The organism is Algimonas porphyrae, from assembly GCF_041429795.1.
Taxonomy (GTDB): domain Bacteria; phylum Pseudomonadota; class Alphaproteobacteria; order Caulobacterales; family Maricaulaceae; genus Litorimonas; species Litorimonas porphyrae.
On sequence record NZ_CP163424.1, the window covers coordinates 984,539 to 1,009,352 of the forward strand.

The 24,814-nt window shown below is 59.5% G+C and carries 23 protein-coding genes; 12 read left to right on the plus strand and 11 right to left on the minus strand.

Annotated elements, in window-relative coordinates; all coding sequences use genetic code 11:
• Positions 1–61 precede the first annotated feature (61 nt).
• A complete protein-coding gene (locus AB6B39_RS04880; RefSeq protein WP_284373033.1) occupies positions 62–898 on the plus strand; it encodes a cupin domain-containing protein in 837 nt (278 codons plus the stop codon).
• On the opposite strand, the gene AB6B39_RS04885 is transcribed toward AB6B39_RS04880, so the two are convergent.
• The 3 genes from AB6B39_RS04885 to AB6B39_RS04895 form a co-directional block, all read right to left on the minus strand.
• The gene (locus AB6B39_RS04885; protein ID WP_284373031.1) at positions 892–2,964 is read right to left on the minus strand and encodes a tetratricopeptide repeat protein; all 2,073 of its coding nucleotides are present in this window, start codon (positions 2,962–2,964) and stop codon (positions 892–894) included. The two genes, AB6B39_RS04880 and AB6B39_RS04885, sit on opposite strands and share 7 nt — an antisense overlap.
• Positions 2,965–3,099: 135 nt before the next feature.
• A complete protein-coding gene (locus AB6B39_RS04890; protein ID WP_284373029.1) occupies positions 3,100–3,855 on the minus strand; it encodes a lipase family alpha/beta hydrolase in 756 nt (251 codons plus the stop codon).
• Positions 3,856–3,942: 87 nt separating this feature from the next.
• Positions 3,943–5,478 (minus strand): WS/DGAT/MGAT family O-acyltransferase, encoded by a 1,536-nt coding sequence (locus AB6B39_RS04895; protein ID WP_284373027.1) that lies wholly within the window; start codon positions 5,476–5,478, stop codon positions 3,943–3,945.
• Between the two features lie 237 nt (positions 5,479–5,715).
• Here AB6B39_RS04895 and acs point away from each other — a divergent pair, with 237 nt between their 5' ends.
• Both acs and AB6B39_RS04905 read left to right on the plus strand, forming a co-directional pair.
• Positions 5,716–7,668 carry an acetate--CoA ligase gene (gene acs, locus AB6B39_RS04900; RefSeq protein WP_284373025.1) on the plus strand — a complete coding sequence of 651 codons (1,953 nt, stop codon included), beginning with the start codon at positions 5,716–5,718 and terminating at the stop codon, positions 7,666–7,668.
• Positions 7,669–7,682: 14 nt separating this feature from the next.
• The gene (locus AB6B39_RS04905; protein WP_284373609.1) at positions 7,683–8,702 is read left to right on the plus strand and encodes a dipeptide epimerase; all 1,020 of its coding nucleotides are present in this window, start codon (positions 7,683–7,685) and stop codon (positions 8,700–8,702) included.
• 9 nt (positions 8,703–8,711) lie between these two features.
• Here AB6B39_RS04905 and AB6B39_RS04910 read toward each other — a convergent pair whose 3' ends face one another.
• The 3 genes from AB6B39_RS04910 to fliL are packed head-to-tail and all read right to left on the minus strand — an operon-like array spanning position 8,712 to position 10,370.
• A complete protein-coding gene (locus tag AB6B39_RS04910; protein WP_284373022.1) occupies positions 8,712–9,317 on the minus strand; it encodes a MotE family protein in 606 nt (201 codons plus the stop codon).
• Positions 9,314–9,763 carry a hypothetical protein gene (locus tag AB6B39_RS04915; RefSeq protein WP_284373020.1) on the minus strand — a complete coding sequence of 150 codons (450 nt, stop codon included), beginning with the start codon at positions 9,761–9,763 and terminating at the stop codon, positions 9,314–9,316. The genes AB6B39_RS04910 and AB6B39_RS04915 overlap by 4 nt, the downstream gene beginning before the upstream one ends.
• Before the next feature lie 10 nt (positions 9,764–9,773).
• Positions 9,774–10,370 carry a flagellar basal body-associated protein FliL gene (gene fliL / locus AB6B39_RS04920; RefSeq protein ID WP_284373018.1) on the minus strand — a complete coding sequence of 199 codons (597 nt, stop codon included), beginning with the start codon at positions 10,368–10,370 and terminating at the stop codon, positions 9,774–9,776.
• A gap of 106 nt (positions 10,371–10,476) precedes the next feature.
• Between fliL and fliF the strand changes: the two genes are divergently transcribed.
• Genes fliF through AB6B39_RS04945 form a run of 5 tightly spaced genes read left to right on the plus strand, consistent with a single transcriptional unit; the run spans position 10,477 to position 14,886 of the window.
• Positions 10,477–12,120 carry a flagellar basal-body MS-ring/collar protein FliF gene (fliF, locus tag AB6B39_RS04925; RefSeq protein ID WP_284373016.1) on the plus strand — a complete coding sequence of 548 codons (1,644 nt, stop codon included), beginning with the start codon at positions 10,477–10,479 and terminating at the stop codon, positions 12,118–12,120.
• A complete protein-coding gene (locus AB6B39_RS04930) occupies positions 12,117–12,686 on the plus strand; it encodes a hypothetical protein (RefSeq protein WP_284373014.1) in 570 nt (189 codons plus the stop codon). The genes fliF and AB6B39_RS04930 overlap by 4 nt, the downstream gene beginning before the upstream one ends.
• Before the next feature lie 3 nt (positions 12,687–12,689).
• Positions 12,690–13,097 carry a FliM/FliN family flagellar motor switch protein gene (locus tag AB6B39_RS04935; protein ID WP_284373012.1) on the plus strand — a complete coding sequence of 136 codons (408 nt, stop codon included), beginning with the start codon at positions 12,690–12,692 and terminating at the stop codon, positions 13,095–13,097.
• Positions 13,094–13,876, plus strand: coding sequence for a flagellar type III secretion system pore protein FliP (gene fliP, locus AB6B39_RS04940; protein WP_284373010.1), 783 nt, complete (start codon positions 13,094–13,096; stop codon positions 13,874–13,876). Before AB6B39_RS04935 ends, fliP begins: the two co-directional genes overlap by 4 nt.
• The gene (locus tag AB6B39_RS04945; RefSeq protein ID WP_284373008.1) at positions 13,873–14,886 is read left to right on the plus strand and encodes a FliG C-terminal domain-containing protein; all 1,014 of its coding nucleotides are present in this window, start codon (positions 13,873–13,875) and stop codon (positions 14,884–14,886) included. Before fliP ends, AB6B39_RS04945 begins: the two co-directional genes overlap by 4 nt.
• A 65-nt stretch (positions 14,887–14,951) precedes the next feature.
• Here AB6B39_RS04945 and AB6B39_RS04950 read toward each other — a convergent pair whose 3' ends face one another.
• The 5 genes from AB6B39_RS04950 to AB6B39_RS04970 form a co-directional block, all read right to left on the minus strand.
• The gene (locus AB6B39_RS04950; RefSeq protein ID WP_284373006.1) at positions 14,952–16,028 is read right to left on the minus strand and encodes a flagellar basal body P-ring protein FlgI; all 1,077 of its coding nucleotides are present in this window, start codon (positions 16,026–16,028) and stop codon (positions 14,952–14,954) included.
• A gap of 74 nt (positions 16,029–16,102) precedes the next feature.
• The gene (locus tag AB6B39_RS04955) at positions 16,103–17,104 is read right to left on the minus strand and encodes a flagellin (RefSeq protein ID WP_284373004.1); all 1,002 of its coding nucleotides are present in this window, start codon (positions 17,102–17,104) and stop codon (positions 16,103–16,105) included.
• 3 nt (positions 17,105–17,107) lie between these two features.
• Positions 17,108–18,487: a flagellar hook-associated protein FlgK gene (gene flgK / locus AB6B39_RS04960; RefSeq protein ID WP_284373002.1), complete on the minus strand. Its 1,380-nt coding sequence runs from the start codon at positions 18,485–18,487 to the stop codon at positions 17,108–17,110.
• 26 nt (positions 18,488–18,513) lie between these two features.
• Positions 18,514–19,788: a flagellar hook protein FlgE gene (locus tag AB6B39_RS04965; RefSeq protein ID WP_284373000.1), complete on the minus strand. Its 1,275-nt coding sequence runs from the start codon at positions 19,786–19,788 to the stop codon at positions 18,514–18,516.
• A 172-nt stretch (positions 19,789–19,960) separates the two neighbouring features.
• Positions 19,961–20,776, minus strand: coding sequence for a flagellar motor protein MotB (locus tag AB6B39_RS04970; protein WP_284372997.1), 816 nt, complete (start codon positions 20,774–20,776; stop codon positions 19,961–19,963).
• 214 nt (positions 20,777–20,990) lie between these two features.
• Here AB6B39_RS04970 and AB6B39_RS04975 point away from each other — a divergent pair, with 214 nt between their 5' ends.
• Genes AB6B39_RS04975 through AB6B39_RS04990 form a run of 4 tightly spaced genes read left to right on the plus strand, consistent with a single transcriptional unit; the run spans position 20,991 to position 24,806 of the window.
• Positions 20,991–21,890 carry a FliM/FliN family flagellar motor C-terminal domain-containing protein gene (locus AB6B39_RS04975; protein ID WP_284372995.1) on the plus strand — a complete coding sequence of 300 codons (900 nt, stop codon included), beginning with the start codon at positions 20,991–20,993 and terminating at the stop codon, positions 21,888–21,890.
• 60 nt (positions 21,891–21,950) lie between these two features.
• The gene (motA, locus tag AB6B39_RS04980) at positions 21,951–22,817 is read left to right on the plus strand and encodes a flagellar motor stator protein MotA (RefSeq protein ID WP_284372993.1); all 867 of its coding nucleotides are present in this window, start codon (positions 21,951–21,953) and stop codon (positions 22,815–22,817) included.
• Positions 22,814–24,079 carry a hypothetical protein gene (locus tag AB6B39_RS04985; RefSeq protein WP_284372991.1) on the plus strand — a complete coding sequence of 422 codons (1,266 nt, stop codon included), beginning with the start codon at positions 22,814–22,816 and terminating at the stop codon, positions 24,077–24,079. Before motA ends, AB6B39_RS04985 begins: the two co-directional genes overlap by 4 nt.
• On the plus strand, positions 24,072–24,806 hold the full coding sequence (locus AB6B39_RS04990) for a flagellar hook-basal body complex protein (RefSeq protein WP_284372988.1): 735 nt from the start codon (positions 24,072–24,074) through the stop codon (positions 24,804–24,806). Before AB6B39_RS04985 ends, AB6B39_RS04990 begins: the two co-directional genes overlap by 8 nt.
• The last annotated feature ends 8 nt before the right edge of the window (positions 24,807–24,814 follow it).

The following is a 24,814-nucleotide window of genomic DNA, read 5'->3' on the forward strand; positions in this document are numbered from 1 at the left end:
GACGTCACGCCAACCGCCTCCGACTGTGACACAATGTGCTTTCCATTTGGAGGGCACAGCGATGCGACCCCATATCGAATTCATTCAGGCGCAGCTGCTACCATGGCGACGTATCGGCTCTGGCGCGGCGCGACCCGATGCGGAGTATAAATTTCTCAGCCGTGACGAAGAAACAGGTGCCTGCAGCGCCTTGATCCGTTATCCGGCGGGCTGGCGTCGCGCGGGCGATCACCGGATCGTTGCGGATGAAGAATTCTATGTGCTGGATGGTCAGCTGATCGTCGATGGCGAGAACTATTCGCACGACCACTACGGCTTCATTCCGGCCCGTCATGGCGGCAATGATATGTCGGCCCCGGCGGGTGCCGTCGTGCTGACCTTTCTCAATCGGGAGCCGGACCTCTATCGCGGCGATCAGTCGCCCGCATCCGATCCGATCCATATCGACGCGCTGCACATGCCGTGGGACATGACGCTGAATGACCCCAAACTGGCGCATCTGGGCATATCGAGAAAAGATCTACGGAAGGATCCTGTGACAGGCGAAAGGACCTTTTTGTCCATGATCCTGCCGCACTCCGAACCTCCCGGCAGCGAAGGCCCGCAGGAACATCATCCGATTGTGGAAGAATCCTATGTGATTTCAGGATCGCTGACCGGTCCGCATGGGACGATGGCACCTGGGGCCTATTTCTGGCGACCGCCCGCCATTCCGCACGGCCCGTTCGGGACGCGCTGGGGCTGTGTCTGCCTGATCCGGTTTGTCGGCGGGAAGCATGTGAATGTCTGGAGCGAGACCAACGCCCCCTTCGACTTCGCCGCGCCTTATGATCCAGTGCTGCCATCCGAGCTGTCAGCCTTCGCGTATGCGCCTTGGACGCCGCCGCCGCGTTACTGAGGCGGCTCGACTGCATCGAGGCCCAGCTTAGCGCGCTCGCGGTTGATGTCGGCATAGTGACGGTTCAGTATTGCCCGTCCCCGCGGGTCCTGATCGAGACTCATGGCACGGAGGAAGACCTCGATCTCGGTCACGGTCAGGGCTGGATTCGATGCCTTTTGTAATGCGTCGAAAGCGGACTCCTTATCGCCGCGGAATGCGAAATAGCCTGCGCGCTCGACCCATTCTTCGCTACTGTCATATCCATTGCGACGGCGAACTTCGATCAGTTCGCTCCAGCACGCCATCAAATCGTCGAGGTCATTCTGTCTGCCGAGCTCACGATAGCTTGCTGCGGCGAAATTGAAGATAAATTCGCTGTCATCACAGGCTCTAAGCCCGTCCAAAGTCGGCCATTCCAGTATGATCTTATCTGCGATGATAGCGTAGTCGCCGTTGAGGTAAGCCATGAACATCGACGCGCCATAAAGAAAAGCAGGCGTTCCAGGCCCCAGCATGGGAAGAACATTGTTCAAGGCGGCTTCGGGGTTCCCGGTCACACCCGTCAGATAGGTCGAAAGAAGCGGTTCACCTATCGCATATGCGCTCGGATAGTCCTTAAGCGCGATATAGCTGAAACCCAGCTGAAACTTGATCGGCAAGACATCCGGACTATCCTCGAACGCCTTTTCCAACACTTTGATCGCCTCGGCCCATTGTCCTTGCGCCAGAAGCACTTCAGCCTGAGCGAAATCAGGTGAGAAATTGCCCTTGAGGTCCGGGAATTCCCTATACATGGCGTCTACGATTTTCTGCGCCTCATCAAAGCGCCTCGCAGAGACATATCCGGAAACGAGCCCAAAGCGTACGGCTGGGCTTCTCGGATTGGTTTCAAGCTCACGCTCAAGAATCCCGAGGGCGTCATTCAGGCGGTTTTGCTGTCTGAGAAGCACAGCATAATTGGTCATATTCGTATTCGGCTGGAGCTTTTTTGCGCGCTTATAAGCCGCTTCTGCTCCGTCCAGATCACGGGTAAATTGGCGATAGAGCGCAATCCGCATCCAGACTCCCGGACTATCAGGGTCGAGCTCAAGCGCCTTGTCAAGAAGCGGTTTGACGATCGGTGCGACCTCAGCGATTGGGCGTCGACCTTGCGCACCACGGGCATTGGAATTGAGCAATTCAACCGCCGCGAGGCCTGCATAGGCAGTCGCATAATCCGGATCGATATCGATGGCCTGACGGTAAAGTTCGGCTGCGGCCACATGACCCGGGACGGAATATGTCGATCCGACTTCACGCGCGCGCAGGACAAGATCGAAGGCGGTTACATTCGCTCGGGCGACCTGGACCTCTGGAACATCGCCCATGATCCGGGTGCGGAGTTCATCGAGGATCCGGTTCGAAATATCGTCCTGAATGGCGAACACATCATCCAGCGTCCGGTCATAGGTTTCCGACCACATGTGAAAGCCATCAGAAGCGCGGATCAGCTGCGCCGTGATGCGTAGACGGTCGCCGGATTTGCGTACGGACCCTTCCAGCACGTGTGCGACACCCAGCAATGTCGCGATTTCCATAATGTTCTGACTGCGGTCCTTGAACGAAAAGGACGAAGTCCGGCTGGCCACTTTCAAGCCCTCGACCTGCGCCAGAACGTTCAGCAATTCTTCCGACAGACCATCCGAAAAATATTCCTGATCGCCCGTGTCCGACAGGTCGGCGAAGGGAAGAACCGCAATGGAAGTGTCCGCATCAGGGATCAGCTGGGCCGCCGCCTGTTCGAGGCTGGATTCTGGCGCCGTCCGCGACTTGGAGAGGAGCTGATAACCGACGGCAATTGCCACTAGAGAAAGGCCGACGATCAGCAGAATGTCGAGCAGGGAGAGGGGGCGTCCGTCCTGATTGTCCTCCTCGCGCAGGGCGAGCTTGACCCCATCAGGTGTGATTTCAAATGCCCAGGCCAGAATCAGAGCGACAGGGAAGCCCAGCAGTAATGTCGAAACGATGGCCGTGTCGAACCAGCCAGGCAGGTTGAGCGACGTTTCGAGTGTGACTGCGACTTGTGCAAGAATCCACCCAGCCACGGCATAGGTGCCAGCGACCCGAAAGACTTTCCGTCGACGTAATCTCTCAAGAAAGCTGATCGCGAACTCCCCGTTTAAGGCCCATGTCTAACATGGGCCATGACGGCGTCACGGAAAAATCGCGGCGGTGCGGCCTTAGGACCGAAACAGGAATCGCTTGGCGCCGTCAGCTTCGAATGGTGTCCAGCTGCTCGGTGTGTGCTGCAGGCGGTCGGCCAATAGATACATGACCAGCGGATTGACCCCGAGACCGCAATGGCTGGCGGGAACACGGATATTTTCCGTCTGACCGCCGGGTTTCTGTAGCGACCCTTTCCAGGATACGATGCCGTCCGTTTTCGAATAGATTGATGTCGTTGGAACGGGCGGTGCCTCTGAAAGCTGTGACATGCGAGCCTTCATTTCTACGGACGGCGCGCCGTTGAGATATTCATAGAGCCGGGTCGCATTGGTGTGGTCCATATCGCCGGAAATCGGACTGCCCAAGGTGATGACGTTGCGCACGGCCTCCGGATTGGCCTTGGCGATTTCACGCGCAAAGACTCCGCCCAGACTCCAGCCGATCAGGGACACTTTGCGGCCATAACGCTGATGCACGCTGTGCAGAAGCGATGCCATTTCATCTTCACGCTGCGGGTTGAACCGTAGATTGCGCCCAAGACCCCAGCCATAGGTGGAATAGCCCAGGTCACGCAGCAAATTGCGCATCGGTCTGGTCGATCGGTCGCTGGCAACGAAGCCCGGAAAAGCAATGACCGGATGACCGTCACCCTTGGGAAGGCGCTTCATCAGCGGACGAAGCGCATAAAAGGAATTCAGCTCCAGCAGGCTCCGGCCTTCGGTCAGGGTCCAGAATAGGGAAGGGGCTTTGGCCGCCATAGATGTGCTCACTGATGTCTCCCCGACATTTGGTGCCCGTTCTTGACGGTGTCACCCTGTCCTTATCGCGCAGTAGCGCCCATTATGGTTACTGATGTCTTAACTCGAATTGCTATTTGCGGCTTTTGCCTTGGGCTTTGCTTTGCGCTTGGCGGGTTTAGCCTTGCTCGTCTTTGCTGCAGCTGGCTTTGGCGTCGTTTCATTTGCGACATTTTCCAGCGCTACTGTTGCGGCCAGATGGGCGTCATAACTGTCCTGCAGGCACTGCGAATAGAAATCGGGATCCGGCACTGCACTCCGACAGGCGGTAAAGCTGACCGTGACATCATCGACATAGCTGTGAACGACATGACCCAGCTTCACGCCGTCCACCAGGCAGAGCATGCCGTAAAGGCCCGTCAGCTTGGCTCCGGTCGAGTAGATCGGAACGGGCGGTCCCGGGACATTCGTGACAATCGTGTTGATAACCGGCTTGATGTGATCGGCCAGCTTGAGGCGCGAATAGAGCATCGCGCCGATATTCATGGCGGGCGCAGGTGTGAGCTTAGCCATTTCTGCAGATTGACGTGCGCCAAGGGCTGTCGTGAAGCCTTTGGCCTTGACCGTTTCCTCGGTCACATACCGCATCCGCTCCTGCACAGACGGAATATGGGAGCCGAGCGGGACGAACATAGCGGACACCTGATTGCCCATCGTGTTTTTCTCGGATTCGTCCCGGACGGATATCGGCGCCATAGTGGTCACCGACGTATCGGGGAGCTCACCGTAATGGTCGAGATAGCGGCGCATCGCTCCGCCGACGACGGACAGCATGACATCGTTTAATGTCGCGCCCTGCGCCAGCGCCCGGATACGTTTGACGTCTGAGAGTTTGAACGACCGCGCATCGAACATGCGGTGAGGAGACACGGTGCCATTGAAGCGCGTGCGCGGAGCCTGGATCAGCGCCTTGAAGTCGAATTCCTTGCTGATCAGGCCCTTCGTCGCGCGGACCATGCCCGGTACGGCGTTGCGCATGGCGACGGCCTGGCGCAGCGGCGCCATCAGGCTGCGGGCGTAACCGCGTGCAAACATGCCGACCTGGCTTGGATCAGGTTCGGGCCGCCATGTGTCGCGGGGAACAGGCTCGTGCCTGTCGGCGGTCATGGTGTGCAACGCATGCATCATGTCGACGCCCGACACACCGTCGATGGCGGCATGATGAACCTTTGTCAGCATGGCGTAGGAGCCCTTGGCGACACCGTCGATATTGTCCAGCCCTTCGACAACCGTGATTTCCCAGGGCGGTCGGCTCAGATCGAGGGGGCGGGCGAAGACGCGGGCCGCCTGAATGCAGAGTTGCCGCCAATCGCCTGGGCTGGGCAGAGCGATGTGCCGGACGTGATATTCAATGTCGAAATTGCTGTCCTGAACCCAATAAGGGTAGTCGATGCCGAAGGGGACCTTGACCATCTTCTGACGCATTGTGTCGGCCATGTGCAGACGGTTTTCGATAAACGCCAGAATGTCCTTGAACCGGACAAATCCGCCCTCGGCGGTGCTGGGATCATAGATCAGAATGGATCCGATATGGACCGGCGCGGTCGCGCGCTCCATGGAGACGAAGACCGTATCGAGCCCCTGCATCTGTTTCATCGTGTCCCCTGACCATTCTGTTTTCTTTGAAGGCTACAGGAAGGAAGACCTGCGGTCACGCGCTTAATACGCCGCTGACCGGACAGCAGGTGTCAGGGTCGAAAGCGCGGTCCTTGGAAAATGTGGTGCACAAACGCTCTCATTCCGATCAAGCGATTTACGTTGCTGGCGAAATATGGCTTTAAGCAAGGAGCTCGAATATGCTGCATCACGCCAGCAGTTGAAGAAGGCCTGCACATGGAAAATTCGCCCCTGATCTATCCGGTCCCGAAGGCCTTCGCCGATGCGTCCAATCTGACACCGGACGGGTATAAGAGCCTGTATGAGCGCTCGATCAATGACCGCGACGGCTTCTTTGCCGAACAGGCCAAACGCATTCAGTGGATGACGGAACCGACCCATGTTGGCAGCTGGTCTTTCAAATCGCCAGTCAAGATCGAATGGTTCAGGGACGGTATTCTCAATGTCACAGAGAGCTGTCTTGACCGCCATCTCGAGACGCGTGGGGACAAGGTTGCCATCATCTTCGAAGGGGACGAGCCGGGCGAGAGCCAGACCTTCACCTATCGGGAATTGCACCGTCATGTCTGCCGCTTCGCCAATGTGCTGAAAGCACAAGGGGCAGGGAAAGGGGACCGGATCACGCTTTACATGCCGATGATTCCCGAAGCGGCCATTGCCATGCTTGCTTGCGCGCGGATCGGGGCGGTTCATTCCGTCGTCTTTGGCGGGTTTTCGCCTGATGCGCTGGCAGGACGGATTGTGGATTGCGACAGCCATCTGGTGATCACAGCAGACGAAGGCGTGCGAGGCGGACGGATCGTCCCGCTGAAGAAAAATGCCGATGCGGCGTGCGAGATTGCGGCGCGAAACGGTGTGACCGTCAAGACGCAACTGGTCGTCCAGCGCACAGGCGGCGATGTCGCCTGGCAGGACGGACGCGACATCTGGTATCATGAGGCCGCGGCAGAGGCGTCAGTCGATTGCCCGGCTGAACCGATGAGCGCGGAAGACCCGCTATTCATCCTCTATACGTCGGGATCGACAGGGCAGCCCAAAGGCGTTCTGCATACATGTGGGGGCTATCTGGTCTGGGCTTCGATGACCCATGACTATGTGTTCGATCTGAAAGAGGACGATGTCTACTGGTGTACGGCCGATGTCGGCTGGGTCACGGGTCATACCTACATTGTCTACGGTCCGCTGGCGAACGGCGCGACGACCCTCATGTTCGAAGGCGTGCCAACCTATCCGGATGCCTCCCGTGCCTGGCAGGTCTGTGACACGCATAAGGTCTCGCTCTTCTACACGGCGCCGACGGCGATCCGCGCGCTGATGCGTGAAGGCGATGATCCGGTCAAAGTGACGGACCGCACCAGCCTGCGCGTACTCGGCACGGTCGGCGAGCCGATCAACCCGGAAGCGTGGGAATGGTATTTCAATGTGGTCGGTGACGGTCGCTGCCCCATAATCGACACGTGGTGGCAGACCGAAACGGGTGGTGCCATGATTGTGCCCTTGCCCGGCACGGTTGACATGAAACCCGGTGCCGGGACCTTCCCCATGTTTGGGATCGAGCCAGAATTGCTCGATGCGGATGGCAAGGTTCTGGAGGGCGCAACCGAAGGTAATCTGGTCATTACGGCAAGCTGGCCAGGACAGATGCGAACAGTCTATGGCGACCATGAGCGGTTCGAGCAGACCTATTTTTCCACCTACCCCGGCAATTACTTCACCGGCGACGGTGCGCGCCGCGATGCGGATGGAACGATCTGGATTACGGGCCGCGTCGATGATGTGATCAATGTCTCGGGTCACCGCATGGGCACAGCGGAGGTCGAAGCCGCCTTGGGCAGTCACCCGGATGTCGCCGAGAGTGCCGTAGTCGGCTATCCGCACGACATTAAAGGGCAGGGCATCTATGCCTATGTGACGACCACAGCAGGAACGGTCGAGACTGATGAATTGAAGCGCGATCTCGTCAGACATGTCAGGGCCGAAATCGGCCCGATCGCCTCACCGGATCTGATTCAGTTCTCGGACGGCCTGCCCAAGACCCGGTCGGGAAAGATCATGCGGCGGATACTGCGCAAGATCGCGGCCAATGACTATGATGCGCTGGGCGATACCAGCACTCTGGCTGAGCCTGCGGTGGTCGATGCACTTATTGACGGGCGGATGAATCGGTAGGTCGCCCATTGTCCGTGCTTCGCCTGACCCTGTCTGTCGCCACACCGAAACTCGTTCGCCCCTTCGTGATTGCGACCGGAGCGCGGACGCATCAGCCTTACCTGTCCGTTCGCCTGACCTCAGGGCCGCATTCCGGGCGGGGGGCGGCCACGGGGATCGCCTATCTGGGGGCCAGTCCCGAGCGTTTGCGCGACGAGATCGAAGCCGTGCGGACACAGATCGAGAGCGGGATTGATCGTCAGGCGCTTTTGCAGCTGCTTCCGGCAGGCGGTGCGCGCGCCGCGCTGGACGGTGCGCTATGGGAATTGGAAGCGGCACAAAGCGGAAGCACGGTGGCTGCGAGGCTTGGTCTCGATCCCGTCCCGATCGCATCGGCCTATACGATCGTTCTCGACACACCTGAAGCGATGGCCGCCCAAGCCAGGCTTGATGGCTGGAGACCTCTGCTGAAGGTCAAGCTGGGCGGATCGCCTGATGAAGAGGAAACGCGTTTGCGGGCCGTTGCGCTCAGCGCTCCGAAAGCCCGCAAGGTCATTGATGCCAATGCGGCTTGGACAGCGGAGCAACTGGCCCGCCTTGCACCTGTCGCGGCGGCCTGCGGCTATGAGCTGCTGGAACAACCACTGCCTGCCGGATCGGAAAGCCGCGCGGAGATGCGCCAAAGCCTCGTCGACGCGTCGCATCATATTCCGCTTTGCGCCGATGAAAGCTTGCAGACACTCGCGGATCTGGACTCGCTTCTTGGTCTCTATCAGGCCGTCAATATCAAGCTGGACAAGTGTGGCGGGCTGACGTCGGCGCTCTCTATCCGCGACGAGGCGCGCGAGAAGGGGCTGTCCATTTTTGTGGGGTGCATGCTGGCCCCTGCTCTGGCCATTGCACCAGCCCATCTGCTGGCACAGGGTGCTGACTATGCCGATCTGGACGGTCCGTTCTGGTTTGATGGTGAGCCAGTCAGACTGACGCAGGACGGTCTGTTTGCCCCGATCAACCCGGCAGTCTGGGGGGCAGGCGAAACCCGCGCCAATGACTAAGCGCTCTGCTCAGCGCTTATTGCGCCACTCGGCATGACGGTTGGCGATCAGAAGGCTGACGCGGTAGGATTGGTCTTCACCCATTTCCGCCATGATCATGCCCGCGCGAGCACTGTCGATTTCGCGCAGGAAGCCCGCAGCGAAGGCCGGATCCATCTTGTCGAAGATCGCCGCCGCTTTCTTGGCTTTCATGGTCGAATACATCTGTACCAGATGGGTAATATCTTCACCAGCGACGACGTCCAGCCGCTCCGTCATGGCTTGGAGTTCGTCCCGGGTCTGCGCCATGCCACTAAGGCGGGCTTTCAGATTGGCTTCCAGGTCTTCCAGTTCGGCCTCGCGCCGATCGAGCTTGGCTGCCCGGTCCAGCAGTTCCAGATGGCGCGGCTGAAATGCAGCGACGAGCGCCGGGGTCAGACAGCTCTGATCCGTGCCGATCGACGCTTTTGCTACTGGTTCAGCCGTCACCGGGGTTTCATCAGGCATTGCTTCTGAGGAGTGGTCCTGTGCGGGCCCGGTGATCGTCTTGCCGTCATCAGGGTTGAGCGCTGCGACTTCGAGCGCGCCAAATCCGGCAAATCCGACGGCCAGGACAATGAGGATTGATGATCTCATGCGGCGTCCTTCTGCTGCGGCAGCGTTCCGTTCAGACGATTGAGATCAGACACGATCTTCAGCAGTCCTTCAGTCGTATTCAGCGCCTTGCGACGCGCTGCCGGCACATCTTTTTCGATCACGGTCTGCAGCGCATCATTGGCCTGTTCGGCTTCGACGATCTTGCTGTCGGCATTTTTCATGGCGGTTTCCAGACGGTCGGACTTGACTTCCGCGTCGGCGAGAAGGCCTTTGATCTCCTCGATGGAATCGAACAGTTCGGCCCTGGCCGTCTTGGCAGCGTCGTGCGTGCGTTCGATGGCGTCCGTCAGGGTGACGATCGATGCCCCGACACCGCTTTTCAGATCGTTGAGCCGCTTGAGCCGATAGGAAAGCATGCCGCAATAAAAGGCGGACGCTCCACACAGGGCAATCAGGAGCATGTCCTTGATGAATTCTATTCCCATCAGTTCCGTCCTAACTCGTCAGTAGAAAATCCGTGATCAGCACGTCGGCAATGACATCCTGATCCGTGACGACGCGGGCACGGTGCAGCAAGGCCCGCTTCAGCCGCATGTGAAAACTGGGATCGGACAGCATGTCCGGTTCCAGCGCGCGCAAATAGGTAGTGAACGCATCGCGTAGTTTGGCAACATCGATCGGTGCTTCGGAATCCCAGACTTCGATGGCTAGCCCGATGCGTAATGTCTGCCCTTGCGAACCCGCCGTAATCATCAAGGGCTCTAGCGCCAGCGTCGTGGCATGCTTTCCGGGCAGCCAGGCTGCAATCATGGATGAGTCTTCAGCGTGAATATCGCCAGCGGCGCCTTTGGCCGCTTCGACATGTTCCGTCGCCGGAGCCGGTGCAGGCGCGCCACCGAGCCAGCTGGCCCCAAACGCACCGCCAAAAACGGCCAGTGGTGTCAGAATCAATCCGAGCTTGCCACCTTTTTTCGCCGCAGGCGCTGCCGCCCCGCCGGAATCCGGCGGCGTTCCCGCTTTGGGGGCAGCACTCTTTTTCTTCATCAGGGCCATGGGCGGCGGTGTCTGCTCTTTCTCCGATTCGATTGTCACGGACTGGAAACTGACATGCGTGTTTACGGTAAACACTAGATTAACGAATTGGACCGTAGAGCGGGTGAGCAAGTGGTGTGCAGGATGCACGTTAGGCGAGCTCAGGATGAACCCGATTGCCGTTTTCCGGTCGCTGTCTATGCAGCAGAAGATCATTTCAGCAGGTGCCGTCCTGGCGACGCTGCTTGTCATGACGTTGATCGCGCGTCAGGTCTCCCAACCCAACCTCTCTCTCCTGTATGCTGATCTCGAACCGGCCACAGCCGGAGAAGTGATTGCGCGCCTCGATAATATGGGTGTGAACTACCGCGTCGATGGCGGTGCGATCTATGCCGATTCCAGCCGTCGCGACTCCTTACGTCTCGAACTCGCGCGCGAAAGTCTGCCGCGTCAGGACGTTGTCGGATACGAATTGTTCGATGGGCTGAACAGTTTCGCCATGTCGTCGGACATGTTCGACACGGCCTACTGGCGCGCAAAGGAAGGTGAACTGGCCCGGACCATTCTGGCCATGCCGAATGTACGGGCGGCTCGCGTGCATGTCGGGCAGGGCGCAGGGCGCGGTCTGACGGCCCGACGTCAGCCGACGACGGCGTCCGTCACGCTGACATCGCAACCTTCTATTGATGCACGTCGCGCACAGGCCGTCCAATATCTTGTCGCGCTGGCTGTTCCGGGCTTGAAACCCGAAGACGTGGCCGTGATCGACACACAGGCGGGTTTGCTGGCCGGGCCGGGCCTCGACGATGCGGCGACTTCCGATGCGGCGGGCGAACTGGGACGGGCTGCGACAATCAAATCCGAATTGCTGAGCCTGCTCGAAGCGCGGGTCGGTCCGGGCAATGTCCGGGTCAATGTGTCGCTTGATCTGGAAACGGACCGGACCAGCCGGACGGAGCGCCGTTTCGATCCCAACGGTCGGGTCCTGCGCTCGACCACGACGAGCGACCGGAGCAACCAGAGCGACGGTACGACCGGTAATGTGACGGTCGCGTCCAATCTGCCCGAAGGCGCAGCTGGGGGCGGCAATCAGACCAGCGAACAGTCCGAAACAACGGAAACGATGAGCTATGAGATTTCCGAGACCCTGACTACGACGGAGAGCCTGCCGGGCAAAGTAACACGAATGAGTGTCGCCGTCCTGCTCGACCACCGGCGTGAGGTCGCGGATGATGGTACGATCAGCTTCGTACCGCGCACGCAAGATGAACTGGACGCCTTGCAGTCTCTGGCCAGTGCGGCGGCCGGTCTGAATACAGAACGCGGCGATGTGTTGCGTGTTGATACGCTCGCCTTTGATCGTCCGGAACCGGGCGAGATGATCACCCCTCCAGGCGCAGCCTCGCGCTTTGTCGATCAGCATGGCGGCCGTCTGGCGCAGCTGACGATCCTCAGCCTGCTGGCGTTCGGTCTGGCCTTCTTTGTCATTCGTCCCATGCTGCGCGTCTCGCGCGGGGGCGTAGGCGCTTTACCAGCACCGTCCGGTGCCGGCCTGTCGCCCATGACTCTCAATGGTCTGGATCCGGCGGACGACATGGCCGACGCGTCAGCGCAGGCGCTGGGTCTGGAAGGCGGACAAGGGAACGGACAGGGCGGGGCACTCGGCTTGCCGGCGCCCGATCCCCGGGCCGCACTGAACGACGCGGTAGAAGAGAATATGGATGACGCGGCCGCGCTCCTCGCCAGCTGGCTCGACACTGATGCTTCGGACACAAGGCGCGATCCGCCCGTATCAGAGGTTGCGGCATGAACACGGTTGTCAAACTGAACGTCCCGCCTTTCGAACCTGCCTCACCGACGTCCCTGTCGGCTTTGCGCCGCCCGCTGGTCGACCAGGCACAGCCCGGCTGCGATGCCCATTGTCAGCCTTGCGCGAGCTGCGAAGCCAAGCAGGCTGACGCCATCGCCGAAGCCCGCAAGCTGTCACAGGACACGGCACTGCGTTTGTCGCAGCTTGTGGAAGATGCTTTGGTCAAGCAGTTGGCTCGCATCGAAGCCGAACAGGTCGCGCTCGTGACGACGGTTTTGACGACGGTCCTGCCGCATCTGGCCGATGCGACGCTCCGGTCGCTTCTGGCGGATGAAATCGCGACGCTGTCGGACGGCAGCCGGGGCACAACCTTTATTCTGGTCAAACATCCGGATCTGGATCTGGGCCCGCTTGCTGACGATGCACGGCTTTCGATCGCCTGTGATGACGCGCTTACCTTGCACCATGTCGAGCTGCGCCGCGAAGGCGGGACCACCCATATCAACCCTCAACCATTGATAGACGCGTGCCTTGCCCGTCTGAATGTGCAGAATTCAAGAGACTGAGCCATGACGACACCGGACCAGCCAGGCGATACGATTACACCGGAATTCGACGACCCCACCGCGATCCCGGCACCTGAAAGCACCACGGAACAGACGGGTCCGAACCCGGTCGAGCCGCCGGTTCTGGAACGACGCGACGAAGCCGGAGGGGCGAAATTCAAACGCTCTATCTATGCCTTGCCGGTCACGGTCGATGTCGTTGTGGGATCGGCCCGGCCGACCGTGACTGAATTGCTCGGCCTTGACGAAGGCAGCCTTCTGGGTCTGGACCGGGGCATCGAAGATCCGGTTGATCTCTGTGTGGACGGTCGTGTCATCGCGCGCGGCGAACTGGTCGAGATGGAAAATGGCGGTGGTATCGGCGTGCGGATCACGCAGGTCGTCGATGTCGCGGAAGACGCGCTGGCGTGAGACTGACGCGGCTTATAACCGCGCTCATCCTGGGCGGGCTTGCACTCTGGTTTGCGCCGGATGTGCTGGCTCAGGTCGCGCCAGATGGCGATGCCGTTTCCGATGCGCTCAGCAATGGCGTCAGAGACGCGGTCAATGCGCCTGTCGCGCTCGATGTTTCGATCGTTCAGCTTTTCCTTCTGGTGACCGTTCTCAGCCTGGCTCCAGGGCTTGCGATGATGGTCACATGCCTGCCGTTGATCGTGATCGTCCTGTCCTTTCTGCGTCAGGCGTTGGGCCTTCAGCAGACACCGCCCAACTCAATGATCATGGGGTTGGCGCTGATCCTGACCTTTTTCATTATGGAGCCGGTCTTTGCCGAAAGCTGGGAGGCGGGCGTTCGTCCCTATATGGACGGTATTCTGGATGAGGAAATGGCCTTCGATCTGGCTATCGAACCATTCCGCGCCTTTATGAGTGGCCGCGTCGATGCGGAGACGATCCAGCGTCTGGCCGACGCGCTGCCGGGCCGGGAATGGGCCCCGGGTGAAGAACCGTCTCTGGGCCTTCTGACGAGTGCTTTCATGCTGTCCGAGATCAAGGTCGCGTTTCAGATCGGTTTCGCGATCTTCCTGCCCTTCCTGGCGATCGACCTGGCTGTCGCCTCCGTCCTGATGGCCATGGGTATGATGATGGTGCCTCCGGCTGTGGTTTCATTGCCATTCAAACTCGGCTTCTTCGTGCTGGCCGACGGCTGGCTGAAAATCACCGAAGCTCTCTTGCAAGGATATGCGTTGTGACGGCTCTCAAGCGATTGACGCGCGAACAGCGCGCCGCAGTTGTTCTGGTCTCTCTTGGCCCTGAACACGCCCAATCCCTTGCGGACCAGCTCGGCGTCGACGCGATGCGCCGGATCCGCGACGCCCTGACCGACATGCCTTTCGTGTCGCAGGAGGAGATGCTCGCCGCGTTTGCCGATTTCATCACACAGCTCAATATCTGGAGCGCCGGCATGCGGGGCGGCAAGAAGGAAGCGCTGGACCTGTTGACCAAGGCGCTGGGCGAGACACTTGTCGAACAGATCAGAGGACCCATCGTCGAAGTCGAGCAGCCCTCCGATGTCTGGTCGGATTTCAACGGGCTCGACAGCCAGGTCATTGCCGAATTCGTCAGCCAGCAGCATGGAGCCGTCTCGGCGCTGATCCTGCACAAGCTTGCCAGTGACCGGATACCGGAAGTGCTAGGCCTGATGGAATCAGCCGCTGCCGTCGAAGCCATCGGCCATTTGTCGCGCCCTGACGACCCATCGCCCGCAGCCTTGTCCGTTGCCGAAGCGATGATCCAGGACAGGCTTCTGACAAAGGATACGGACCCGACCAGCGATCCCAAGGTCATCATGATTGGCGAAACGCTGGGAACGCTGCCGCGCGATTTGCGCGATGCCGCTCTGACCCGGCTGGATCAGGAAGATGCGGTCCGGGCGCAGGCCATTCGGGCTGCCTTGCTGCAGATCGAAGACATACCTGCGCGACTGCCGACCAAATCTGTGCAGGTGCTGTTCCGCGATCTGGATCGGTCGATCATGGTCAAGGGTCTGGCTGCGGTGAAGGTCGACACACCGGAAGTCAGTGAGTTCCTGCTAGGCAATATCGCACAGCGCATGGCCGATCAGTATCGCGCCGACATTGACGCGCTGGGCGAGATGGACGGGTCTACCAAGGACCGTGCAATTGGCGCGCTTGTGCGGGAAATTCTCGGTTTGTCGCGTCGGGGCGATATTACGCTGAACAGTCTCTCAGACGCAGAATAATCGATCCGAGACAGCGTAACCGCAAAGACGCCTCAGACGGACTCTGCGGCGACACACTTTGACGACTATTGCAGAACCAGTTCCGCGTGAAGCGCGCCGGCGCTCTTAATGGCCTTGAGGATATCGATCATCTCGCGTGGGGAGACACCCAGCGCATTCAGACCTGCCACCAGATCCGGCAAGGTCACGGCTTCGCCGACCAGCGCGACATTGCCGGCTTCGCCATCCTGAACCTGAACATTCGTTCGTGGCAACACGACTGTGTCGCCAAAACCGAACGGATTGGGCTGGGAGGCGACGGGCGTTTCGGCGATCTTGATCGTCAGATTGCCTTGCGCCACGGCGACGGATGATACTTTCACCGCTTCGCCTAGAACGATCGTGCCTGACCGCTGGTCGATGACGACGCGCGAAATCTCGGCGGATTTCAGTGTCAGGTTTTCAATCTTTCCCATCGCGTGGGCAGGGTTGCCGGGAAGGCCACTCAGATCGACTTCAACCGTGCCTGAGTCCAGCAAAGTCGCGATCGGGCGACCGACAGCGCGATTGATGCTGTCCTCGACACGACCCGCCGTGGTGAAGTCAGCCGTCCGTAGCGCCAGACGCACACTCTGCTGGGTGCGGAAATCAAAGGGAATTTCGCGTTCGACGCGCGCCCCGTTCGGGACGGATGCGCTGGTTGGAACGCCCTGTGTCAGTCTTGCGCCTTCGCCTTCTGCGTCAAAGCCGCTGACCAGCAAATTGCCCTGCGCTATCGCATAGATCTCGCCATTGGGGGCGTTGAGCGGTGTCATGACCAATGTTCCGCCCGCCAGGCTGGACGCGTCGCCAATCGATGCGACATTGATGTCGATACGGGAGCCTTCACGGGCGAAGGGCGGCAATGTTGCCGTGACAAGAACAGCGGCGATATTGTCAGGTCGAAAGTCGCTATCCTGCACGTTCACGCCCAACCGTTCTAGGATATTGGTCAGCGCTTCTTCCGTGTAGGGCGAGTTGCGAATCGTATCGCCTGTGCCGTTCAGTCCGATGACAAGCCCATAGCCGACCAGATCGTTGCCGCGAACGCCCTGCACGTCGGCAATGTCCTTGATCCGGACTTCAGCGGCGAGCGCGGGTGTCACCGGGGCCAGCATAGTCATCAAAGGCGTCACTGCACAGACCAGCGTAGCGGTCAATGTGCGGCGCAGGCGGGGGCTAGGGAGACGGAGCATCATCACCTCAGAAAGTTAGCAAGGGAGAGGGAGCCGAGACGCCCCGTAACAGTATAGCTGGCTTCAAGTTGTCCTTCGAGCGACTGAAGTTCAGCCGCGGCGTCGAAGACGTCCCGGCCGAGCAACTTGTCCTGCGCGGCCGCAATCAGCGACGCTTCCGTCTGGAGAACGGAATCCGTGCGTTCGAGCGATTGCTGGGCGCTGCCGAGACGGCTTTCCATCGCCAAGACGCCTTCAACCGCCGTATCGAGGAGAGCCAGACCTTCTTCGATCATGGCTATCTGGTCGTCCCGTGTCGTGGCATTGCCGGATCCGGCGACCAGGCTCAAGCCGCGCAGAATGTCGCGGAACAGCGGATCGTCGCCTTTCGGCAGCGGGTCGAAGCTTTTCGTGTCCGTAATATGCAGGCGCGGGCCGTCTTCGGCGCTGCCCTGATAGATATCCGTTTCGAACCCGCCGCCGGGTGCGTTGAAATAGGCTTCGATGTCGGCGCTGGCCGTGGCAGCATCCGCACTGCCGCTGATGATGGCATTGACCCCGGCTTCGATATCGGCTGGTGACGACAGGGGCACGCCCACGCTTTGCGTGCCGGAAAAGAGGTGACGCGTCCCTTGGCGGCGACTGAGCGCACCTGTGATCTGTGCGAGCGCGTCTGAAGCATTGAGTGTCAGCAGGTCGAGGTCATTTTCATGGCCCTGAGCGAGCGAGTTTCGCGCCGTTCCGTTGAACCCCAGCAGCGTTTCCCGAATGACGGAGACGGAACCCGCGGCTCCGTTCAGACGTGCGCCCGCCAGATCGGCCATGCTACGCTGGCGCGTGATGTCGGCGGATGCCTTGTCGAGAAGAAAGGCATCGCCCAGACGGCCATTGGTCGCTTCCAGCGTATCGGCCCGACGTCCCGTAATGACTTCCTGGGATACGGTTTCAAGGCGGGCGCGAAGCTCGGCATTCTGCCGCGATTGCCGCACTGTGAACAGACTATCGGGGGTCAGAGCAAAGCGCATGATCTAGAGCCTCGCCAATATGTCGAAGATGTCGCTGACGGTCTGAATGACCCGGGCGTTCGCACTATAGGCCTGTTCGATCGCGAGCAGGCTTTGCAGCTCATTGTCGAGATCGACCGCGCTGAGCTCGGCATCGGCATCGAAGAGGGTGGTTTCGCGGGCCAGATTGCCGGTATGAATGCGTTCGGCGCGGTAGACTTCGGACGATACGTCGCTGATGACGTTGCCGAGCCGATCGGAGAAGGGCGCAATCGTATCGACAAGCTGGGTCAGCAGCCCGTCTTCGGATGGTGCCCCTTGTGTGGCGGTAGCCAGGCCGTCACGCAGACGCGTTGCGTCACCGCCTCGCGACGGATCGACCAGAGGGTTGACGCTCAATCGCTCTGACAGGCCGACCTTATTATTGATGTCCACGGCGGCGCCGGCGTCCAGCAGCAGCGGTTCGCCTACCGCTTGAAAGGCCGAGGCCAGATCATAGGCAAAGTCATCCAGCGCAGCGGATTGGCGTGGAATATCCGTGTCACGTAGTGTCAGATGGGCGGCGATGCGGCCTTCCGTGATACCGTGACCACCGGAATTGGGTCCGATCGGCTGCCCGTTCAAAGTCGGGATGGACAGCCTGCCCACAGGTTCGGGCGAGTCGAGGGGCCCGACGCGATTGGCGGGCGAGAATTCGATTTCGTTCAATGTGACACCGACCAGGGTCAGGCCTGAATCGGTTCTGACAGCCACGGCACCGGTGTTCTCATAAGTCACATTAAGCGGCAGATAGGCAGAAAGCTTGTCGAGGATCTGGTCGCGTTGATCCAGCAAGGGGGCCGTGTTGCGTCCTGCGCCGCTGGCTGTGCGGATATCGTTATTGAGTTTGAACAGATCGGCGGCCAGTTCGTTGGCCTGATCAATATCGGTGGACAGGTTCGCGTCTGCACGGGTCCGTTCGGTCTGCAGGTCCTGCGATGCAGTGGTGAGAGCATGGGTCAGATCCTTCAACGAATCGACGGCGATGGCCTGTGCGGCGCCTGATTCCGGTGTGCTTCGTAATGTCTGCAGATCGTTTTCGAATTGCGTGAAGGTGCCGAACACGCCAGTCGAACTGCCCGGTTCGCCGAAGGCGCTGAGCGCCCGTTGCATCGCGTCCTGAATGACACCGGAATGGGCGCTTTGCGATTGGGCATCGCGGCGGGATTGGACCAGAACCCGGTCCTGTGTACGCGCGACGTCTGTCGTGACCCCGCCTGTGGCGCCGTTTTGCGACACAGACGTATCGCGCCGGACATAGCCCGGCGTCGAGACGTTGGCGATGTTGGAAGACGCCGTCTGGGCGCGCACGCCCGTCGCCGCCATTCCGGTTCGCGCCGTGGCGAGTGTTGCGGAGAGCGACATGGTCTATGGCGTCCTTCGGTCCCGACCTACCGTTTCAGGTTGGTCGTTTCCTGCAACATTTCGTCCACGGTCTGGACGATTTTGGCGTTGGAGGAATAAGCGCGCTGGGTTTCGATCAGATTGGTTAGCTCGGTCGCGATGTCCGTGTTGCTTTCCATCAGGGCGTAGCCGACCAAATCGCCAGCCGGGCCGTCACCCGCATCCCAGAGATAGACATCGCCGCTTTCTCGCGAAACGCTGTAGGCTTGGTTGCCTTGTGGGGTTAAGCCATCCAGATTATTAACGGACGCGACAGGAATTTGGAAAAGATTGCGTCGTGCGCCGGTGTTGTAGATCGCTTCCAGCATGCCAGTCGGGGAGATTTCAATGTCCTGGAGCTCACCGGCAGGGGATCCGTTGGCGCTGACGTTCTGCGCTTGGAACGACGTTCCGATCTGCGTCATGCCGGCAGCCGTGTTGAGCTGCCCAACAAACATATCGATCGGACCGCTCGGTAATGTGAAGCTGACATTCCCGGTCGCGGCATCATAGGTTGCGCCTGCTCCTGAAGTGACTGAACCTAATGTTCCATCGGCATTGAAGGTGATGTCGAAAGCCGCCGTCTGCACGGCTGTTCCTGTCGACTGATCCTGAATGGACACGGACCACTCATTATTGGAATTTCGCGTAAATGTCGTATTCAGCGCACTGGCCAGACCAATCTGGTCATAATATTCGATTGGCAAACTCAATGAGTCTCCAACTGGCAGGACTGAAGGGTCGCCTGGCAAATTGACACCCAATTGAATCCGGCTTGTGGATTCGGCATTGAACAAACCCGAGGAGACATTGACAGGGACAAGGCCTGTCTGGCTGCTGCGTCCGGTGTTGATCGGATTGCCATCGGCGCCGATTGCCCAGCCGAGTAGATAAAGCCCGCTCTCCGTTCGCAGATTACCGTCCGCATCTGGGGCGAATCCACCTGTCGGGACCATCATGAAGTCCCGTTCCGTGGGAGGTTGGGTTAGTCCAGCCAGATTAGTCACCGGGATCATACCGCTGCCATTGACAGCGAGATCGGTTGATCGTCCTGTGGAGATCAGCGAGCCTGCGTCGGAGATTTCTCGCGTTGTGGTCGCTCGGACCCCGCCAGCGGAGTAGACGCTGGCGCGTTCGCTGATGACCAGCGACGAGAAATCGACGTCGGTCCGTTTGTATCCGTAGGTCGCGGAGTTGGAGATATTGTTGGAAATAGCGGCCAAGCGCGTGGAATTCACGTTCAGGCCCATTACGCCCGCATTGAGCGAGGAGGTCATCGTCATCGTTTCAATCCTTGAAGCCGATTCCGATCATTCGCCGGACTCGGGGTTCTCTGGAACCGATGACAGGGCTAAACAAACAGGCTTAACAAAGCGTGTAACCGTGTGCGGTCCATCTGGAAGCTGCCCAGAAGTGGCCTGAAAGGTCAGCAAGGGGCCTTGGATTGACGGGCGATTAGCGACGCAGAAGCGTGATGGAAATCCGGCGATTGCGCGGGTCCAGCGGATCGTCGACGAGCGGCATGGTGGCGGCCCGGCCAGAGACTTCCTCGATCCTGTACTCACCCAGTCCCGAACCCTGGATCAGTCGGCGGGCGACATTCGCACGGTCGCTCGACAATTCCCAGTTGCTGTAGTTGCGATCGCTGACATAGCGGCGGCTATCCGTATGACCGACAATCTTGACTTTGTTCTCGACCGCGTAAAGCGCGGTTGCGACCGCGGCACACAGGCGGTCCAGGACAGGCGAAGGTTGGGCGCTGCCCGAGGCAAAGAGCGGCTGGCTCTCGCGGTCGGTCAGTTCAATGACCAGGCCTTCAGGACTCATCCGGATGCTGATATGTTCCGATAGCTCGGCGGCTTCACCGTCCAGTACGGCTTCCAGCGCTTCGGCGACTTCCATGTCTGTCGGTGTTTCGTCCAGCATTACACTGTCTGACGTCACATCGCCCGGGCGGCCTGCTTCACGATCTGAATTGGTTTGTGTTTTAGAGAGTACGGTCAGGCTGACCTTGTCATCGACATCGCTGCCATTGAGCGCATCGGCCCCGCCGCCGGATACAGCTGCGATCGGGATCGAGGGATTGAAATAGTCCGCCAGACCCCGGCGCTGATCTTCCGTCGTGGCGTTCAGAAGCCACATCAGCAGGAAGAACGCCATCATCGCTGTCACGAAATCGGCGTAGGCGACTTTCCACGCGCCGCCATGGTGACCACCACCGACCACCTTTTTCGGGCGCTTGATAATGATTGTCGGCTCGGCTGCGCTCATGGTCGGTTTCGCTGTAGGCAAAAGGGTTGTGTGCCATCCTTAGCCGAAGAAGGTTGGCAAAACGGTTGCAGACATGGTTGATCCTTTGTGAACGCGGCATGGCCGATTGCACAATTGGTCAACCTTTGAATAACCTTTTGCTGACAGGTCTGGTGGAACGGTCGTGCCCGGAAGGCACGAGAACGCCATCAAGGCAAAGAGCGAAAGAGTCGTCTTGACCGTCATTGCCAGAAAAATCGCGCATGCCGCAAAGGTCGCCCCAGCGCGGCCCGATGCGGACAGCGTCGCCGATCCGCTGATCGCAGAAATCCTGCCGATCCTGGCGCGCTGGATGTCGACTGACACACTCAAGCTTCACACTGTACAAGTCAGCTGGATCAGTGAAATCCCGTCCGACCTGCCTCCCTGCATCGTCTCGGCCAAGGGTGAGACGTCGAGCAACCGGATTGCTATTGCCACTTCGGATCATTTCAGCAGCCTGTCGGCCTGTCGTCTTCTAAGCCTGCCTGAAAACGCCGACGCTGCGACACTCAAACCCCTCAAACCGTTCATGGAACAGAATCTGAGCGATCTGGGTCTGCGCCTGACTAGAGGGACGGCCTTTCAGTCCCGCCTTCCCGATAGGGTTATCTGGACGAATGAGACGGCTGAAACACTCGGCGTTCTCTGCCGCGACCTCGAAATCGTTCGCATCGATATCGCATGCGCAGAGGTCGGCAGCCCGCCATCAATGATCACCATCATGGCCACGCCGGAACTCCTTGGTCTCTATGATGAATGTGATGAGGACGCGGCTGAGACGGATGAAAACCCGGTCCTGTCACCCCGGCTGGGACCTTGCGAGGTCGAGATCAAGGCCGTCGCTGACCGGATCCGGATGAGTGTTGCCGACTGTTCGCGCCTCGAAATCGGTCAGATCGTGAGCCTTCCTGGTCTCCGGTTCGATCAGCTTGAACTTAACATCGCCATGAATGAAGGCCGCATACCCCTCGTCGATGCGGCGCTCGGGGCCGATAAGGGCCGCAAGGCCGTTCGCCTGAACCGCGGCCTCGACCCCGCTTTTCGACTGCCACCCATGCCCGACGCAGCGCCGACGAAACGAAGCGCGGCATGACCCAAATTCGTACAATCCACACTTAGCGTTGAGTTAACTCCCATCCTGTAACGACGACATATGAACTCCATTATCGGCATCGTTTTAACACTGATCTGCGTCTTTGGCGGCTATATGATGGCGGGCGGCAAGCTCGAAATCATTCTGCATGCCTTGCCCTTCGAAATGATGATGATTGGAGGCGCTGCGATCGGGGCATTTGTCTGCGGTAATGACATGCACGGCGTGAAATCGACGCTGGGTGACATCGTTGCCGTCTTCAAAGGGCCAAAATGGAAGCGGCAGGATTATGCCGATCTTCTGTGCCTAATGCATGAGCTGATCCGTCTGACTGAAGAGAGCCCGGTCGATCTGGAAGCGCATATTGAAGATCCTGAGAATTCGAGCCTGTTTCAGAAATATCCGCGCATTCTCGCATCCAGCGATTTCGTTGAGCTGATCTGCGACACATTGCGCTCGATGCTGATGAATTTCGACAACGTCTATCAGGTCGAAGAGCTGCTCGACAAGCAACTGGAGACCATGAAGGAAGAGCGGATGCACGGAAGCCACGCGCTGCAGAGCATGGCCGATGCTCTGCCCGCACTGGGGATCGTCGCCGCCGTTCTGGGTGTGATCAAGACGATGGCGTCGATCGACAAGCCCCCGGAAGTGCTGGGTCAGATGATCGGCGGCGCACTGGTCGGAACGTTTCTTGGAGTCTTCCTGGCCTATGCCTTGGTCGGTCCGCTAGCCACACGTGTGGCGCAGATCCGCGAACAGGAAGCTTTCTTCTACGGGCTGATGCGCGAAGTTCTGGTTTCACGGCTGCATAAGAATGACGCCAATCTTTGTATCGAAGTAGCGCGCCGGAGCGCGCCGCACGGCAGTCGGCCGAGTTTCACCGAAGTGGAGGACGCTATCAAAGCGCTGAAACAGGCCGCGTGAGGAGAACGATCCTCATTCTCTCAGTTAGCCTGAGCGCTCTCGCGCTCGGGCCTTCTGCGTTTGCGGGGGACAAGGATCAGCAAGCGTTCGACACGAAGGTCGAAAATCTGAAAAACCTGCTCGAAGTCGCAGGCCGCAGTGGCTTGGTCGAGATGAAGGAGCGGCCAGAAACCGCCCCACTTAAATCGGCGGACGGCCCTGCCACGACATCCAAGGACCTGTCCGCGGATTGCATGGCGCTGGCACCGCTTTTCGATGGCGGGCAAGGTGATTTTGCCGCGGGTCTATATACCGAAATCGCCAAGGACGACGCCGCACTGGCGCCGCTGGCACGTTCACTCGCCGATCTGACGGATCCGTCCTATGCGGGCGGAGAGCTGGAGGTGGACCTGGAAAATGCGGGGCTTTGCGGCCCGACATTCCTGCCGTGGCAGGTTCTTGCCACTCCGGGCCGGGTGCTGAATGCCGATACGGAAGCGGCCCTGTCCAACGCTCTGGCCGAAATGGACGCCCCGCTGCGGCGCACAGTCGGTATGCAGATTGCGATCCGGGCCGGCATGGCGGACAATCATCGTCTCGCCCGGCGTGTCGCCGATACACTCAGTGATGCGCGGCTGCACAATCAGGCGCGTCATGACAGCCAGCCTGAAAATGTTCTGCTCGAAGGCATATTGCGCGTTGCACGCGACCCTGTCGGCGCGCGTGCCCGTCTGTCCTGGGTGGCCGATCGCGACGGACCCGAACAGTTTCATGCCATCGACATGCTCCGGAAGATGGATGCGATCTCGGAAAACCGGGAAGAACTGACACGCCTGTCCGATAGTCCCGATCCAGTGTTGCGGACCCACGCACGCGAACGGCTTCTGGCCCAGTCCGTCGAAGACGGCGAGATCGCGCAACTGGCCGCCGTCCTGCAACATCCGCAGCAGCTCGGTGACGATGACAGCCTCAAGCGGGACCTTTCCGCACGGTTGATCACAACCCTGCAAACCGGCTCCGCGATGGACGCGGTGCTGAGCTTGGATCTGATCGACCGTCTGCGCTCGCAGGGACTGACCATTGATGCGCAACTGTCCAAGGCGGCAGCGGACCGGATTACGGCCATGGCGCGCGCCGATAGCCAGACGAAAACGGCCGAGTTCACATCGCCCTTCAATCAGAGGTCCGCACCCGACGGGTTGAGCGGTCCGGATCTCGAAACCTATCTTGGCGAGTTGTCAGAGGATCTGACGACATTTCAGGAGGTATTGGCCCGTGGATAATGCCATTTACACCATGCTGACCCGGCAATCCGGGCTTATGCGTGAATTTTCGACCGTGGCCAACAATGTCGCGAATATGGGCACGACCGGCTTCAAGGCCGAGCACGGTGTCTTCACCGAATTTATCAGCCGACTTGAAAATGGCAGTGCAGCAGGTTTGGGTGGCGACAGTCTGTCCATGGGCCGACTGGGCGCACATGCGACCGATTTCTCCGATGGCGGACTGAAATCCACTGGCGGCGCGCTCGACATGGCGATTTCCGGTGATGGGTTCTTTCAGGTTCAGACGAATGCAGGCCCTCGCCTGACCCGTGCGGGTCATTTCATGCTCAATGCGGATAGAGTTCTGGTCGACCCGCAAGGCAATGCCGTTATGGGTGCGGGAGGTGGTGAAATCGCCATACCGCTGGAAGCCGCGAACATTCAGGTCGGGCTGGACGGTACGATTTCGTCTGACGGCATCGAATATGGCCGTATCGGCGTCGTGACCGCAGCGCCGGATACGCTGGTACGTGAAGGCGGCAACCTCTGGAATGCGCCCAACACGCGACCGCTGGAAGAGGCAAAGATCGTTTCTGGCTTCCTAGAACAGAGTAACGTCAATCCGGTGCTGGAAATGGCCCGGATGATCGAGGTGCAGCGACATTATGATGCCGGTCAATCCCTCATGGACCTGGAAGATGACCGCATCCGTAGCGTCGCTCAGACAGTCAGACAGATGAGCTAACCCATCAT

What these genes read in the sequence shown, in the direction of transcription:
- AB6B39_RS04880 (WP_284373033.1), top strand. Translation starts at nt 62, where the DNA reads ATGCGACCCCATATCGAATTCATTCAGGCGCAGCTGCTACCATGGCGA.
- AB6B39_RS04895 (WP_284373027.1), bottom strand. Translation starts at nt 5,478, where the DNA reads ATGAAACAGATGCAGGGGCTCGATACGGTCTTCGTCTCCATGGAGCGC.
- acs (WP_284373025.1), top strand. Translation starts at nt 5,716, where the DNA reads ATGGAAAATTCGCCCCTGATCTATCCGGTCCCGAAGGCCTTCGCCGAT.
- AB6B39_RS04910 (WP_284373022.1), bottom strand. Translation starts at nt 9,317, where the DNA reads ATGAGATCATCAATCCTCATTGTCCTGGCCGTCGGATTTGCCGGATTT.
- AB6B39_RS04915 (WP_284373020.1), bottom strand. Translation starts at nt 9,763, where the DNA reads ATGGGAATAGAATTCATCAAGGACATGCTCCTGATTGCCCTGTGTGGA.
- fliF (WP_284373016.1), top strand. Translation starts at nt 10,477, where the DNA reads ATGAACCCGATTGCCGTTTTCCGGTCGCTGTCTATGCAGCAGAAGATC.
- AB6B39_RS04930 (WP_284373014.1), top strand. Translation starts at nt 12,117, where the DNA reads ATGAACACGGTTGTCAAACTGAACGTCCCGCCTTTCGAACCTGCCTCA.
- AB6B39_RS04935 (WP_284373012.1), top strand. Translation starts at nt 12,690, where the DNA reads ATGACGACACCGGACCAGCCAGGCGATACGATTACACCGGAATTCGAC.
- AB6B39_RS04950 (WP_284373006.1), bottom strand. Translation starts at nt 16,028, where the DNA reads ATGACTATGCTGGCCCCGGTGACACCCGCGCTCGCCGCTGAAGTCCGG.
- AB6B39_RS04955 (WP_284373004.1), bottom strand. Translation starts at nt 17,104, where the DNA reads ATGCGCTTTGCTCTGACCCCCGATAGTCTGTTCACAGTGCGGCAATCG.
- flgK (WP_284373002.1), bottom strand. Translation starts at nt 18,487, where the DNA reads ATGTCGCTCTCCGCAACACTCGCCACGGCGCGAACCGGAATGGCGGCG.
- AB6B39_RS04965 (WP_284373000.1), bottom strand. Translation starts at nt 19,788, where the DNA reads ATGACGATGACCTCCTCGCTCAATGCGGGCGTAATGGGCCTGAACGTG.
- AB6B39_RS04970 (WP_284372997.1), bottom strand. Translation starts at nt 20,776, where the DNA reads ATGAGCGCAGCCGAGCCGACAATCATTATCAAGCGCCCGAAAAAGGTG.
- motA (WP_284372993.1), top strand. Translation starts at nt 21,951, where the DNA reads ATGAACTCCATTATCGGCATCGTTTTAACACTGATCTGCGTCTTTGGC.